The organism is Leifsonia sp. NCR5, from assembly GCF_002105485.1.
GTDB lineage: Bacteria > Actinomycetota > Actinomycetes > Actinomycetales > Microbacteriaceae > Leifsonia.
The window spans coordinates 1-14,074 of sequence record NZ_NCSR01000016.1 but is presented as its reverse complement, the minus strand read 5'-3'; the positions used below and the strand labels follow the sequence as shown (position 1 = coordinate 14,074).

The following is a 14,074-nucleotide window of genomic DNA, read 5'->3' as shown; positions in this document are numbered from 1 at the left end:
TGCCCCCATACTTTTCCCCAGCACCAGACCCTCTCCCAGGAAGGAGGACAGACGTGACGACCACCCAGGATGCCGCCCAGGCCACCGCCAGGGCCGGGCGCCCCGACGCCCCGGCGCCCCGCAAGCGCAGGTTCCAGTTCACCCCGTACGCGCTGCTCATCCCCTCGGTCGCGATCCTCATCCTCGCGCTCGGCTACCCGATCGTGTGGCAGCTCATCACGTCGATGCAGAGCTTCGGACTCGCCCAGCAGTTCGGCCAGCCCGCGCCGTTCGTGTGGTTCGAGAACTACATCACGCTGTTCTCCGACCCGTACATGTGGGTCGTCGTCGCGCGCTCGATCGCGTTCTGCCTGGTCACGGCCGCCGTGACCGTGGTGATCGGCGTCGGAATGGCGCTGCTGATGAACGCCGTCAACAAGGCCGTGCGCATCATCATCCAGATCTCGATGCTGCTGGCGTGGGCCATGCCGGTCGTCGCAGCGATGACGGTCTGGAACTGGCTCTTCGACTGGCGCCGCGGCATCGTGAACTACACGCTCACCTCGTGGGGCCTCGACTTCCAGAACCACAACTGGCTGCAGAACCCGCTCTCCTTCTTCTTCGTCGCCATGATCATCGTGGTCTGGATGAGCGTCCCGTTCGTGGCGTTCTCCGTCTTCGCCGGCCTCACGCAGGTCTCCGGCGAGGTGCTGGAGGCGGCGCAGATGGACGGCGCGAAAGGCTTCCAGCGCCTCCGCTTCATCATCCTTCCGATGATCCGCCCCGTCCTCGGCATCGTGCTGCTGCTGCAGATCATCTGGGACCTACGCGTCTTCACCCAGATCCGTCTGCTGCAAGACAAGGGCTCGATCGCCAGTGAGACCAACCTGCTCGGCACGTACATCTACCAGCTCGGCGTCGGATCGAGCGACTTCGCGATGGCCAGCGCCGTCAGCGTCTTCGTGCTCATCCTGACCATCGCGATCAGCTGGTTCTACGTGCGCAACCTGCTCAAGGAGGACGAATCGTGACCAGCACGCTTCCGCCGACCACATCCATCGCCGGCGCAGACGCCCAGGCCCAGCCGCCGCGCAAGCTCCGCCAGAAGATCAAGCCGTCTCGCGTCGTTCTGGGGATCGTCGGCGTCGTCGTCTCGCTGATCTGGGTCTTCCCCGTCTACTGGATGGTCAACTCGTCCCTCCTGCCCAACGTCGTCCTGCAGAACACCAAGCCGACCTGGCTGCCGTTCGGCGGCTCGTTCGACAACTTCGCCGAGGTCATCAACGGAGGCACGTTCTTCCCCGCACTCGGGATGAGCCTCATCATCGCCGTCGTGACCGTCGTGTTCTGCATCGTGTTCGCGTTCCTCGCAGCCCTCGCGATCAGCCGGTTCAAGTTCCGCGGACGCAAGTCGTTCGTGCTGGCCGTCCTGCTCATCCAGATGCTGCCGGCCGAGGGTCTTTTCATCGCCCAGTACAAGCTGATGGGCAGCCTCAACCTGCTGAACACGGTCGTCGGCGTGAGCATCATCTACATCGCCGCCGTCGTGCCGTTCACCATCTGGATGCTCCGCGGCTTCGTCGCCGGCATCCCCGCCGACCTCGAAGAGGCGGCGATGGTCGACGGGCTCAGCCGCACCCAGGCGTTCATGCGCATCACGTTCCCGCTGCTCGCGCCCGGGCTCGTCGCATCCGGGGTGTATGCGTTCCTCCAGGCGTGGAACGAGTTCACGGTCGCGCTCGTGATCCTGCAGGAGAACTCCAGCCAGACGCTCCCGCTGTGGCTGCGCGGCTTCATCCAGCAGTCGGCGTCCCGCGCGACGGACTGGGGACAGGTGATGGCGGCGTCGACCCTCGTCGCGGTTCCCGTGATCATCTTCTTCCTCTTCGTGCAGGGCCGCATGACCAGCGGTCTGGTCAGCGGGGCGGTGAAGGGGTGAGCCGGCCGGGCATCGCCGAGCACCAGGACACCACAGAACCGGGAGAAGCGAGCGCCGGCCTGCGCCGGCGGATCGCTGCGACCCTTGTTCCCGGTTTCGTGGGCACCACACTGCCGGACTGGCTCGCAGCTCGGCTGCGCGCCGGTCTCGGCGGGGTGTGCGTGTTCGGCCAGAACGTCGCATCCGTCGAGCAGCTCCGCGCGCTCACCGACGCGATCTACGCCGCCAACCCGGATGCGGTCGTCGCGATCGACGAGGAGGGCGGCGACGTCACCCGCCTCTACTACGAGACGGGCTCGCCATATCCGGGCAACGCGGTTCTCGGCAGGCTCGGCAACCCCGGGTACACCGAGCAGGTCGCTCGCCGGGTGGGCTGGGAGCTGCGCAGGGCGGGCTGTAACCTCGACTTCGCCCCGGATGTGGACATCAACTCCAACCCGGACAACCCGGTGATCGGCGTGCGCAGCTTCGGCTCGTCGCCCGAGCTGGTGGCCGAGCAGAGCGCAGCGTGGACGCGCGGGCTGCAGTCGGCGGGCGTCGCCGTCTGCGCCAAGCACTTCCCCGGCCACGGGGACACGGCCCAGGACTCGCACCTGGTGCTCCCCGAGGTCGACCTCGACGTCGATCAGCTGCGCGAGCGGGAGCTGCTGCCGTTCCGCGCCGTCATCGAGGCGGGGGCGCGCACGATCATGACCTCGCACATCCTGCTCCCGCAGCTGGATGCGGAGCGGCCGGCGACGTTCAGCCCGACGATCATCGAGGGCCTGCTTCGCCGGGAACTCGGGTTCCAGGGCGTCGTCGTCAGCGACGCGCTCGACATGAAGGGCGCGAGCGGGGATCGCGGCATCCCGGAGGCCGCCGTCCTGGCGCTCGCCGCCGGCTGCGACCTGCTGTGCATCGGCACGGAGAACACGGACGACCAGCTCGCCGAGATCGAGAACGCGATCGTCGCCGCCGTCGAATCCGGCCGGCTGCCGGAGGCCAGGGTGGACGAGGCCGCCGCGCGGGTGCTCGCGCTGACCGCAGAGCTCCGCGCCGAGCAGGCGGCCGTGCCCATCCCGGCCGACGCCCCGGCCGGGCGGCTCGACCCGACGGACGTCGTCGTCGCGATCAGCACCTTCGACATCTCCGAGCATGCCGCCGAGTGGATGCGCGCCCACCGGGGCCCCTGCTCCGTCGTCCGCATCGACACGGTCGCGAACATCGCCGTCGGCGTGTCACCGTGGGGTCCGTTCGCCGAGGTGGCGGCCGACCCGGACTCCGCGTTCGCGGCGGCGTTCGCGGCGAACCCGACCGTCGTGTTCACCGAGGGCGACCATCCCGAGCTGGTGCTCGCCGCACAGTCGCCCGTGCTGGTGATCGGGAAGGACAATCACCGGCACGCGTTCGCGCGGGAGGCCATCGACCGGCTGCGCGCCGAACGGGACAGCGTGCTCGTGGTCGACATGGGCTGGCCGAGCGACGACAGGGCGTACGCGGACATCGCGACGTTCGGCGCATCCAGGCTCGTCGGCCGGGCGCTCCTCGACCTGCTCGGCTCCGGCTCGTGAGACTCGGCATCGACATCGGTGGCACCAAGACCGATGCGGTCGCCGTCGACGCCTCCGGATCGCTCGCGCAGCGGGTCAGGCTGGCCACCGGCTTCGGGTCGACGGCGGTGGTCGAGACCGCGGTGGCCGCCGTATCCAGGATCGGCGAGCTGACCGGCCTGTCCGCGACCGGGTTCGACTCGATCGGCATCGGCATCCCCGGGCTGGTCGACAACGCATCCGGTCACGTCGCGCACGCGGTGAATCTGGGGCTGGAGGGACTCGAGCTCGGCGGGGAGCTCGCCGGCAGGCTCGGCGTCGGCGTCCGCATCGAGAACGACGTGAAGGCCGCGGCCCTCGGCGCGTATCATCTGCTCGGCCTCGACGGCACGATGGCCTACCTCAACCTCGGCACGGGGATGGCGGCGGGGATCGTGGTCGACGGACGGCTGTGGCGGGGGAGGGGAGGCATCGCCGGCGAGATCGGGCACATCCCGGTCGACCCGAAGGGCGTGCTCTGCGCCTGCGGCCAGCGCGGCTGCCTGGAGACGGTCGCGAGCGGATCCGGCGTCGCCCGGCAGTGGAAGACCGACGACCCACTGCCCGTTCGCGCACTGTTCGCCGCCGCGGCGGACGGCGACCGGAACGCGCGGGCGATCAAGGCTAGGCTTGCAGAGGGCATCGCATCAGCTGTCCGTGTTCTCGTGCTGACCGTCGACGTCGACTCCGTCGTGATCGGCGGCGGCCTCAGTCATCTCGGGGACCGACTGCTGTGCGACGTCCACGAAGTGCTCGAATCCTGGTCGACGAGCTCGCCGTTCCTGGCGTCGCTCTCGCTGCAGGACCGCGTGCGCCTCGTCCCGGAAGATTCACCCGTCGCGGCACTCGGTGCTGCCCTCGTAGGAGAGAAACTCAGTGGCTGAAATCGTCGTCGTCCCCGATCAGGCAGCAGCGGGGGAGCTCGCTGCGCAGAGCATCCTCGACCTGATCTCCACCAAGCCGGATGCCGTGCTCGGCCTGGCGACAGGATCGACGCCCCTCGCGCTCTACCGCGCGCTCGCGGCGAAGGTGCAGACGGCAGGGGTCGACGTGTCGCACGTCCGCGGGTACGCGCTCGACGAGTACGTCGGGCTCCCGGACGGCCACCCGGAGAGCTACCGCGCGGTGATCAGCAGAGAGGTCGTGGAGCCGCTGGGTCTCACGCCGTCGCTCATCCACGTCCCCAACGGGAACATCGACACGATCGAGCACGCCGGTGCCGACTACGAGAAGGCGATCGCCGAATCCGGAGGGGTGGATGTGCAGATCCTCGGCATCGGCACGGACGGCCACATCGGATTCAACGAGCCTGGCTCGTCGTTCGCCTCCATCACCCGCGTGAAGACGCTCACCGAGCAGACGCGCAAAGACAACGCGCGCTTCTTCGACTCCGAGGCGGACGTGCCGATGCACTGCATCACGCAGGGGCTGTCGACCATCCTGCGCGCGCGCCACCTGCTGCTGCTCGCCTTCGGCGAAGGCAAGGCGGACGCCGTCGCCGGAGCCGTCGAGGGACCCGTCTCCGCCAGCAACCCCGGATCGGCGATCCAGCTGCACCCGCACGTGACCGTCCTGGTCGACGAGGCTGCGGCGTCCCGCCTGAAGAACATCGACTACTACCGGTACGCGTACGCGAACAAGCCGGCCTGGCAGAAGCTCTAGCCGCACTCTTTCTCGGTACCGGAAGCCCGGTCCCGTCTGTCGCCGAACTCGGCATGGACGGGGCCGGGCTTTTTTCATAAAAACATTGATTATCCCGCGTTGAAATTTTGCACCCTAAATGAAAGCGTGTGAGAATCGATATGTCGACGGGCTCTTCTCTGAACTCTCCGACAGCGATGACCGGGCTCGGTCTGGAATCGCTTGACCCACCCAGGGGAACGATCCCCTACCCGACTGCTCACGCCGCCTCCCTAGGACGCGTGTGGGCGCCGAAAGGAAATCCGCATTCCCATGCGTAAAAACACACAGCACGCCGGTGCTCCGAAGGGGCTGGCGTTCCGCGCGGCCCGCACCGGTGTCGCCGCAGCGTCCGCGCTCCTCGTTACGGCGGCAGGGCTCGCGTTCGCGGCTCCCGCTTCCGCGGCGACGGACGCTCAGACAATCCCGGTCGTCACGTCACCGGCCGCATCGTCGATCATCTACGACCAGTACCCGGTGTTCTCCGGGACGTCGAAGAAGAGCTACGCGGGCACCCTCTACCTCACCCCAGAGGGCGGCAAGAAGTACACGTATTGCACGTTCAAGTCGGATGCATCCGGCAACTGGTCGTGCCCGAAGCCGACCAAGCCGCTGGCGTACGGCGCGTATATGGTCGATGTCACGGTCTACAACAAGGGAGCGACGTCCAACTTCGCGATCGCGGACCCCGCCACCTATCCGAAGTCCGTCACTGCGCCCGGCTTCGGTGAGACGGTCACCACCAACCGTCCCGAGTTCGCTGGAACCGGCCTCCCCGGCGGCTTCGTCGTCGTCTTCCGCGGAGACGAGCCCGTGGCCGGGGGCGCGATCGACACGAACGGCCGATGGACGGCGCCGGCAATGTCCGACTTCCCGAACGGCGCGGTCGCGCTCCGGGTCGACTTCTTCACCCCGACCGAGCAGACGAAGCCGGTCTCCTCCCTCAACCACTTCATCACGGTGAACGTCCCGATTCCTGTGGTGCCCGTCACAGTGACCGGCCCGGTTGCAGGCTCTACGGTCGACACGGCGACGCCCGTGTTCGCCGGCTCAGGCGAGGCCGGCGCATCCATCGTCGTCACCGACGGAAACGGCGTGCTGCTCGCTTCGACGACGGTCGGCGACGACGGCGCGTGGAGTGTCGAGTCGCAGTTCGGGCTCGCCAACGGTCCCGTGGTGGCCACCGCCACGCAGACGGTCGCCGGAGTGTCTGAGACGACCGCGGCATCCACGAACTTCACGGTCGCCGTCGCTGCTGTGCCCGTCACGGCCGCTGTCGTGGTCACAGCTCCGGCGATCGAAGGGCAGGTCACGACAGACAAGCCGATGTATGCGGGAACCGGTGAGCCCGGCGCCAGCATCCAGGTCCGGGGAAGCAGCGGCGCGGTCCTGGGCTCGACCACGGTCGCCGCGGACGGCACCTGGTCGGTCACCTCGGAGATCCCGCTGGCCAACGGCTACTACATCGGCTCCGTCGTGCAGGAGATCCCAGGCGGCGCGACCACGCAGGCACGCCTGTCGTACGTGGTCAACGCCGTCACCGCGAAGCCGTTCAGCGTGACGTCCCCGGCAGCCGGCGGTGTCCTCGACACCGAGACCCCGGTCTACTCCGGCGTGGGCACTCCTGGCGCTGCCGTGGAGATCCGCGGTAACACTGGCAGGCTCGTCGCGTCTACCACTGTCGACGCGGCAGGCAACTGGTCCGCGACCGCGCAGTTCCCGCTCGGCGTCGGACGGTACGTCACGCACGCATCGCACATCAGCAACGGCGTGAGCACGCCCGCAGTGCTTCAGTACACGATCGTGGGCACCCACTCGGTGGCCAGCCCGAGCGTCGGTGCGAACACCGCGGGTCCGCGGCCCGTCTACACCGGATACGGCCACAACGGCGCCACCATCCAGATCGTCGGAAGCTCGGGCGCCATCGTCGCGACGGCGATCGTCGACGTGAACGGACGCTGGACAGCCACGGCGGACTTCGACTTGGTTGCAGGCCGCTATGTCGGCACCGCTGTGCACATCTTCGAAGGCGTGACGGTCTCGGCCGTCCCCATGGAGTACTTCGTCAAGTAGTCCGATCCACATCGCCAGCAGCCCGACCCTCCTCCGAGGGCCGGGCTGTTCGGCGTTCAGGCGCCGGTCGCGCCGTCGGCGATGGTGCTGCCGGCCGCGAAGACGCGGCGGACGGTCCACTCGTGGTCGAGGATCACGGCGTCCGCCGCGTAGCCGGCGCGCAGCCGCCCGAACCGGTGGCCGTCGCCCAGCACCCGCGCGGGGGTGAGCGTCACCGCTTCGACCGCCTTGACAGGCTCGAGGCCGGCGAGAGTGATGGCGTTCCGGAGGGCGACATCCTGGGTGAGCGTCGAGCCGGCGATGGTCTCCGTGCCGGAGAGCACCGCGAGACCGTTGCGCACGGAGACGTTGAGGCCGCCGAGGCGGTAGTCACCGTCGCTGGCGCCCGCGGCGGCCATCGCGTCGGTGACCAGTGCGACGCGTCCACGCGCCTCGTCGAAGGCGAGCCTGGCGACCGATGGATGCACGTGCAGACCGTCGAGGATGAGCTCCAGGGTCACGTCGGGGTTCTCGAACGCGGCCACGACGGGGCCGGGCGCGCGGTGATGGATGCCGTTCATCGCGTTGAACGCGTGCGTGAGAAGCCGGGCGCCGACCTCGAACGCGCGGGTGGCCTGGGCGTAGTCGGCCGCCGTGTGGCCGACGCCGACCACGACACCGGCCTCGATGAGCACACCGATCGACTCCAGCGCGTTCGGCAGCTCGGGGGCGATGGTCGCGACGCGCATCGTGCCGCGGGCGGCGCCGATCAGCTCCTCGACCATCTCGGGGCCCGGCTCACGCAGGAAGGCGGCGTCGTGCGCACCCCGGCGCTCCGGCGCCAGGAACGGGCCCTCCAGGTGGGAGCCGAGCACGAGAGGGTCGCCGGCCGCGAGGTCGGCGACGATGGACAGGCTCTCGCGCAGTGAGGCGAGTGGGTTGGCGACGTGGGAGACGAGCGAGCGTGTCGTGCCGTGCGCTCTGTGCGTGGCGAGACCGGCGAGCATCTGCTCCGGACCGTCGTCGAACGGGTGGCCGCCGCCGCCATGGCAGTGCAGGTCGATGAAGCCCGGCGTGAGCCAGTGCCCTCCGGCGTCGACCACCTCTCGGCCGCCGCCCTGGGCCGCGCTGTGCCAGCCGGTGCCCGAGCCGGTGGCAGTGATGGTGTCGCCGTCGACGACGAGCCAGAAGTCGTCGACCAGCCCGTCCGCATCCACCTTGCGGGCGTTGTGGACGACGAGGCCGGTCACGAGAACTCTTTGCGTCCGTTGACGATGCCGCTCACGGTCGCGACGACCGCGAACACTCCGGCGACGATGGGCTGGCCGAGGTCCCACCAGGCCAGGGCGGCCGACGCGAACACGACGATTTCGACCAGCGCCTTGACGAACGGGTCGACGTGCAGCACGGCCTTCGGCGAGCGGAACAGCGCCCAGAGCACGATGGCGACGGCCGGAGCGAGGATGCCGACGACGATGTTCCACGGCAGCGGCCAGGCAACGAAGCCCCAGAAGCCGAGGGTGAAGATCGCGAAGAGTTCCAGAACGAACCGGAGGACGTCGTTCGGCCCGACCCTGGTCTCGCTCTGCGGGTGCTGCGTGGAAGTCACGGAATACATTCTATTGCCGCAGCATCCCGTGCCCGCCTAGCGGAAGATGATCGTGCGAGCGCCGTCGAGGAGGACGCGGTCCTCGGCGAACCACTTGACCGCCTGGGTCAGCGTGCGGCTCTCCTCGTCCTGGCCGATCGCGACCAGCTCCTGCACGGTGCGCGAGTGGTCGACCCTGACCACGTTCTGCTCGATGATCGGGCCCTCGTCGAGGTCGCTCGTGACGAAGTGCGCCGTGGCGCCGATCAGTTTCACACCGCGGGCGTGCGCCTGACGGTACGGGTTCGCGCCCTTGAAGCCGGGGAGGAAGGAGTGGTGGATGTTGATGGCCCGGCCGGTCAGGCGCTCGCACAGCTCGGGGGAGAGGATCTGCATGTAGCGGGCCAGTACCACCAGCTCGATGTCGTGCTCCTCGACGGCCTCGAGCACGCGCGCCTCGAACGCGGCCTTGCTCTCCGCATCCGCCACGGGCCGGGACTCGAACGGGACGCCGTAGAAACCGGCCAGGTCGCGCAGGGTTCCGTGGTTGGACAGCACGAGCGGGATCTCGATCGGCAGCTGGCCAGCGCGCTGGCGGAACAGCAGGTCGTTGAGGCAGTGCGCCGCAGTGGATGCGAGGACGAGCGTACGCAGCGGACGGCCGACGTTGTCGACGCGGTGCTGCATCCCGAACTGCTCGACGACGGGAGCGAGAGCGCGCTCGAACTCGGCGCGGTCGGCGGCGGACTCGACCTGGAGGCGCATGAAGAAGCGGCCGGTGTCCGTGCTCGCGAACTGCTGGCTCTCGGTGATGTTGCCTCTCGCGGCGACGATCGCGCCGCTGACGGCGTGCACGATGCCCGGCTTGTCTGCGCAGCTGAACGTGAGCACCCAGTGGTTGGGCTGCGGGGATGCGGGGGCTGAGAGAGTCACCTTGTTAGGTTAGCGATTGCGCAGGCCGCTGCCGAACGCGCGGAGGTGCACAGCCATTGACGCGGCGCACCGAGGTGAAGTTGGATCGGTGCATGACCACTACGGGCGAGCACACCCCGGACGTCCCGACGACACCGGCCACCGGCCTCGGGGTCGAGCTGAACGGGCTCAACACCATCCAGGAGAGCGAACGCCGGGGCCGTCCGCGTGATCTGTTCTGGCCGTGGTTCGGTGCGAACGTCTCGGTGTTCGGCCTCAGCTACGGCTCGTTCCTGCTCGGCTTCGGCATCTCGTTCTGGCAGGCGACGATCGTCGGGATCGTCGGCATCGTGATCTCGTTCCTGTTCTGCGGGTTCATCGCGCTCGCAGGCAAGCGCGGCTCTGCGCCGACGATGGTGCTCAGCCGCGCGATGTTCGGCGTCGAAGGCAACAGGGTGCCGTCCGTGCTGTCCTGGCTGCTCACGGTCGGCTGGGAGACCGTGCTCACCGCGCTCGCCGTGCTGGCGACGGCGACGGTGTTCACGCAGCTCGGCTGGGAGGGCGGTGTCGCCACGAAGGTGGTGGCGCTCATCGTCGTGGCCGCGCTCATCATCGCCGGCGGTGTGATCGGCTTCCACCTCATCATGCGCATGCAGATGATCATCACCATCGTCACCGGCGTGCTCACCGTGCTCTACATCATCCTGGTGCTCGGCCACATCGACCTCGGCGCCGTCTCCGCGCTGCCCGCCGGCGACCTCCCGCACGTGATCGGCGGTTTCGTCTTCATGCTGACCGGGTTCGGGCTGGGCTGGGTGAACGCCGCCGCGGACTACTCCCGCTATCTGCCGCGTTCGGCGCGCAGTTCCGGCGTCGTCGGCTGGACGACGTTCGGCTCGTCGCTGGCTCCCGTCATCCTGCTGGTGTTCGGGATCCTGCTGGCCGGCTCGTCGGAGAAGCTCAGCACGGCCATCGCCGCGGACCCGATCGGTGCGCTCGCCTCCCTGCTGCCGACCTGGTTCCTGGTGCCGTTCGTGATCGTCGCGGTCCTCGGCCTGGTCGGTGGCGCCGTGCTCGACATCTACTCGTCCGGACTGGCCCTGTTGAGCGTCGGGCTCCGGGCGCCGCGCTACGTCGCGGCGGGGATCGACGGGGTGATCATGACCGCCGGCGCGATCTACGTGGTGTTCTTCGCCAACGACTTCCTCGGGCCGTTCCAAGGTTTCCTGATCACCCTCGGTGTTCCGATCGCTGCCTGGTGCGGCATCTTCATGGCCGACATCAGCCTGCGCAAGCGCGACTACGCAGAAGCCGACCTCTACGACAGGCGCGGCCGGTACGGCAGCGTGCGCTGGCTGCCCATCGCCCTCATCGTGATCGGGACGGGGATCGGCTGGGGTCTCGTCACGAACGCCTCGGCGAACTGGCTCACCTGGCAGGGCTATCTGCTCGGGCCGTTCGGGCTCGGCGGCACGCAGGGCGACTGGGCCTACGCCAACCTCGGCGTGCTCGTCGCACTCGTGATCGGCTTCCTCGGCACCCTTCTGTTCTCGCGCGGCGCGATCCGCCGCCAGGAGGAGCGGTGACGGAGCCGACGCTCGTCGTCGTCGACATGCAGCGCGTGTTCGGCGACGAGGACAGCGACTGGTTCACCCCGCGGTTCGCCGAGGCGGCCGCGGTGATCGAGTCGATGCTCCCCGCCTTCGGGGAACGGGTGGTGTTCACGCGGTTCGTGGCCCCGGCGCATCCGGTCGGTGCCTGGGGGCCGTACTACGAGCAGTGGCCGTTCGCGCTCGTGCCGGAGGACGACAGGCTCTACGAGCTGGTGCCGACGTTCGCCGGACGGGCGGACGCGGTGGTCACCGAGACCACGTTCGGCAAGTGGGGGCCGGGACTGGAGGCGGCGCTCGGCGGGACTACCGAGATCGTGCTGACCGGCGTGTCCACCGACTGCTGCGTGCTCTCCACCGCGCTGCCGGCGGCGGACGCGGGTGTGCACATCCGCGTGGCAGCCGATGGATGCGCCGGGCTGACCGACGCCGACCATCGGCGAGCTCTCGACGCTATGGCGCTGTACGCTCCGCTGATCGAGATCGAGGACAGCCGGAGCATCCTGGCGTCGATCGGGTAGACTCCTTTCTGGTCGGTGGTCGAACACCGGCCCTGGGCGCGCACATGGGCGCGTAGTCGACCCGCCATCCGAAGTCTTGCCGCACCGGCGACCGGATGGGGCGGGGAACGCCGTTCGTTGGACAGTTCGTCATGTCTGCCACTTCAACGTCGCCAATGAAAACCTCACCGAAATTCCCCTGGGCGGGACTGCTCGCGCTCGCCGCAGCCGTCTTCCTGTCCGTCACCAGCGAGATGATCCCCACCGGGCTGCTGCCCGACATGAGCTCGTCGCTCGGCGTGAGCGAAGCGCAGATCGGGCTGCTTGTCACGTTCTTCGCGTTCACCGTGGTGATCACGAGCACGCCGCTCACCGCGCTGACCAAGCGCTGGCCACGGCACGCCATGATCGTCGGCATCCTGATCGCCCTCGGCCTGTCGAACGTGCTGACGGCCATCGCGCCGGACTACGGGTTCGTGGTCGCCTCGCGCATCCTGGGCGGTGTCGCCCACGGTCTGTTCTGGTCGATCGTCGGCGCGTACGCCGGTCACCTCGTGCCGAAGGAGCAGATCGGCAGGGCCGTGTCGATCACGCTCGGCGGAGGCACGCTCGCGTTCGTCTTCGGTGTGCCGCTCGGCACGTTCGCCGGTCACCTGTTCGGCTGGCGGCTGTCGTTCGCCTTCCTCGCCGTCCTGATGCTGGTCGGTGCGCTGCTGGTGTGGAAGCTGCTGCCGACGGTGGAGCGTGAGACCGACACCCACGCCGACCGGATGCGCGGTGTGCCGCGCTTCGAACGCCCGGCCCGCCCGAAGGACGCGACCATCGTCGCGGTCGTGATGGTGTGCCTGGTGGCCTCCGTCACGATGATCGGGCACTACACGTTCTACACGTTCGTCGTCCCGTTCCTCACCGGACCGATGGGCGTCGCACCCGGCGACGTCGGCGGCTTGCTGTTCTTCTACGGGATCGCCGGCGCGGTCGGGCTGGTGCTCGCCGGCTCGCTGTTCGGGCCGCGCCCGCAGCTCGGGTTGATCCTCGCGCTGGTGGTCACCGGAGTCGCCGTCGCAGCGCTCGCGGCGTTCGCCGGGCAGCCCGTGATCGCCCTGATCGCGTTCATCGTGTGGGGGCTCGCGTTCGGCGCGCTGCCTCCCCTGCTGCAGACGCGGCTGCTCCACACCTCGTCCGCGGCGTTCCGCGACACCGCGAGCGCGCTGTACACGACGTCGTTCAACATCGGCATCGGTGGCGGCGCTCTGATCGGTGCGATGATCTTCGACCTGGGCGGCCTGATGGTGCTGCCGGTCGTCTACATCGGCCTGCTGGTCGTCGCGCTCGTGCTGGTGCTCGTGATCGGGCGGATGACCAGGAGGCGGCAGCCGGTGGATGCGCCTGCCGAGCCGGAGAGCGTCAGAACAGCGTGACAGGAAGGTCGACGAGCAGGCCGTAGCGGCTGCCGTCGGTGTACGCCACGCCGAACCGGTGCTGGAGGGTGTCGTCGAGCGCCCATTCGAATCCCTGGGACGCGTGACCGTATGCGTCGAGGTGCACGAGGTTCTGCATCCGGTTGCCGTCGGCGGACAGCCGGAGGGTCGCGCCGGGGGCGCCGTCCACGGTGAGCAGGAACGAGTGGCCGGGCGTCGGCGTGATCCGGATGGCGGGCACGGCCACGGATCCGGTGAGGGGCGCGGTCACTGCTGACACGTTGCCGAGCCGGTCGGTCTGCCGCGCGGTGATCGCGAACGCCGGCTGGACGCCGGTGAGCTGATCGGTGGCCCAGGTGCCGTCTGCTGAGGCGGTGACGGTGGCCTGCAGCGTCCCGTGGTCGTAGACGTCGACGGTCGCCCCGGGCTCTGCGGTGCCGGAGACGATGGGTGCGAGGAGCCCGGCGTACGTGTCGGAGCCGGTGTCGGGCTCGTTGAACAGCGGGGCGATGGCCGTGCGGTCGATCGACACGGTGGTGGTCTGCGCGGGGGAGCTGCCGCCCGCCGTCGCCTGGACGAAGCCGAGCGACCAGTCGCCGTCGGTGAGCGAGGACAGATCGAGCGTGAGGCTCCAGGCGCCTGTGCGGTCGGCGGTGGTGTTGCCGACGGAGACCGCGGCGGTGGTGGACGCGGTGCTTGTGCTGGATGCGGTGGAGAGCGGCGATGCGGTGGCCGGTGTCGCGGAGACGACGATGCGCGCATCCGGTGCTGCGGTGCCGGAGGCGGCGAGGGTGGCGGCGTTGGTCTCGGTCTGCTGGGCGGGGG

Annotated in this window: 13 protein-coding genes; 9 read left to right on the top strand and 4 right to left on the bottom strand. The window is 69.0% G+C overall.

Annotated elements, in window-relative coordinates:
* The first annotated feature begins 53 nt into the window (after positions 1-53).
* From B7438_RS13820 to B7438_RS13795, 6 genes are all read left to right on the top strand, one after another.
* Positions 54-1,010 carry a carbohydrate ABC transporter permease gene (locus B7438_RS13820; protein ID WP_085370185.1) on the top strand — a complete coding sequence of 319 codons (957 nt, stop codon included), beginning with the start codon at positions 54-56 and terminating at the stop codon, positions 1,008-1,010.
* Positions 1,011-1,087: 77 nt separating this feature from the next.
* Positions 1,088-1,918: a carbohydrate ABC transporter permease gene (locus B7438_RS13815; protein ID WP_256922046.1), complete on the top strand. Its 831-nt coding sequence runs from the start codon at positions 1,088-1,090 to the stop codon at positions 1,916-1,918.
* The gene (locus tag B7438_RS13810; protein ID WP_256922041.1) at positions 1,915-3,468 is read left to right on the top strand and encodes a glycoside hydrolase family 3 protein; all 1,554 of its coding nucleotides are present in this window, start codon (positions 1,915-1,917) and stop codon (positions 3,466-3,468) included. Before B7438_RS13815 ends, B7438_RS13810 begins: the two co-directional genes overlap by 4 nt.
* Positions 3,465-4,370, top strand: coding sequence for an ROK family protein (locus tag B7438_RS13805; RefSeq protein ID WP_085370184.1), 906 nt, complete (start codon positions 3,465-3,467; stop codon positions 4,368-4,370). Before B7438_RS13810 ends, B7438_RS13805 begins: the two co-directional genes overlap by 4 nt.
* Complete coding sequence (gene nagB / locus B7438_RS13800; protein WP_085370183.1) at positions 4,363-5,148, top strand: glucosamine-6-phosphate deaminase; 786 nt, start codon at positions 4,363-4,365, stop codon at positions 5,146-5,148. The genes B7438_RS13805 and nagB overlap by 8 nt, the downstream gene beginning before the upstream one ends.
* A 291-nt stretch (positions 5,149-5,439) precedes the next feature.
* Positions 5,440-7,239: an Ig-like domain-containing protein gene (locus B7438_RS13795; protein WP_085370182.1), complete on the top strand. Its 1,800-nt coding sequence runs from the start codon at positions 5,440-5,442 to the stop codon at positions 7,237-7,239.
* A gap of 56 nt (positions 7,240-7,295) precedes the next feature.
* Here B7438_RS13795 and nagA read toward each other — a convergent pair whose 3' ends face one another.
* Genes nagA through purU form a run of 3 tightly spaced genes read right to left on the bottom strand, consistent with a single transcriptional unit; the run spans position 7,296 to position 9,739 of the window.
* Entirely contained in the window at positions 7,296-8,468 is a 1,173-nt protein-coding gene (gene nagA, locus B7438_RS13790; RefSeq protein WP_085370181.1) for an N-acetylglucosamine-6-phosphate deacetylase, read from the bottom strand.
* Positions 8,465-8,827, bottom strand: a complete 363-nt coding sequence (locus B7438_RS13785; protein WP_247597128.1) for a YrdB family protein — start codon at positions 8,825-8,827, stop codon at positions 8,465-8,467. Before B7438_RS13785 ends, nagA begins: the two co-directional genes overlap by 4 nt.
* 36 nt (positions 8,828-8,863) lie before the next feature.
* Positions 8,864-9,739, bottom strand: a complete 876-nt coding sequence (purU, locus tag B7438_RS13780; protein WP_085370179.1) for a formyltetrahydrofolate deformylase — start codon at positions 9,737-9,739, stop codon at positions 8,864-8,866.
* 92 nt (positions 9,740-9,831) lie between these two features.
* Here purU and B7438_RS13775 point away from each other — a divergent pair, with 92 nt between their 5' ends.
* From B7438_RS13775 to B7438_RS13765, 3 genes are all read left to right on the top strand, one after another.
* Positions 9,832-11,304, top strand: coding sequence for a cytosine permease (locus tag B7438_RS13775; protein WP_085370178.1), 1,473 nt, complete (start codon positions 9,832-9,834; stop codon positions 11,302-11,304).
* Positions 11,301-11,849: a cysteine hydrolase family protein gene (locus B7438_RS13770; protein ID WP_085370177.1), complete on the top strand. Its 549-nt coding sequence runs from the start codon at positions 11,301-11,303 to the stop codon at positions 11,847-11,849. The genes B7438_RS13775 and B7438_RS13770 overlap by 4 nt, the downstream gene beginning before the upstream one ends.
* A gap of 155 nt (positions 11,850-12,004) precedes the next feature.
* Complete coding sequence (locus B7438_RS13765; RefSeq protein WP_256922040.1) at positions 12,005-13,249, top strand: MFS transporter; 1,245 nt, start codon at positions 12,005-12,007, stop codon at positions 13,247-13,249.
* Here B7438_RS13765 and B7438_RS20610 read toward each other — a convergent pair.
* Positions 13,236-14,074, bottom strand: an 839-nt coding sequence (locus B7438_RS20610) for an Ig-like domain-containing protein (protein ID WP_218775169.1), incomplete at its 5' end; no start/stop codon positions are given. The two genes, B7438_RS13765 and B7438_RS20610, sit on opposite strands and share 14 nt — an antisense overlap.

Excerpts from the sequence above, each read along its gene's own strand:
- B7438_RS13765 (WP_256922040.1), top strand. The coding sequence starts at position 12,005 with ATGAAAACCTCACCGAAATTCCCCTGGGCGGGACTGCTCGCGCTCGCC.
- B7438_RS13795 (WP_085370182.1), top strand. The coding sequence starts at position 5,440 with ATGCGTAAAAACACACAGCACGCCGGTGCTCCGAAGGGGCTGGCGTTC.
- B7438_RS13775 (WP_085370178.1), top strand. The coding sequence starts at position 9,832 with ATGACCACTACGGGCGAGCACACCCCGGACGTCCCGACGACACCGGCC.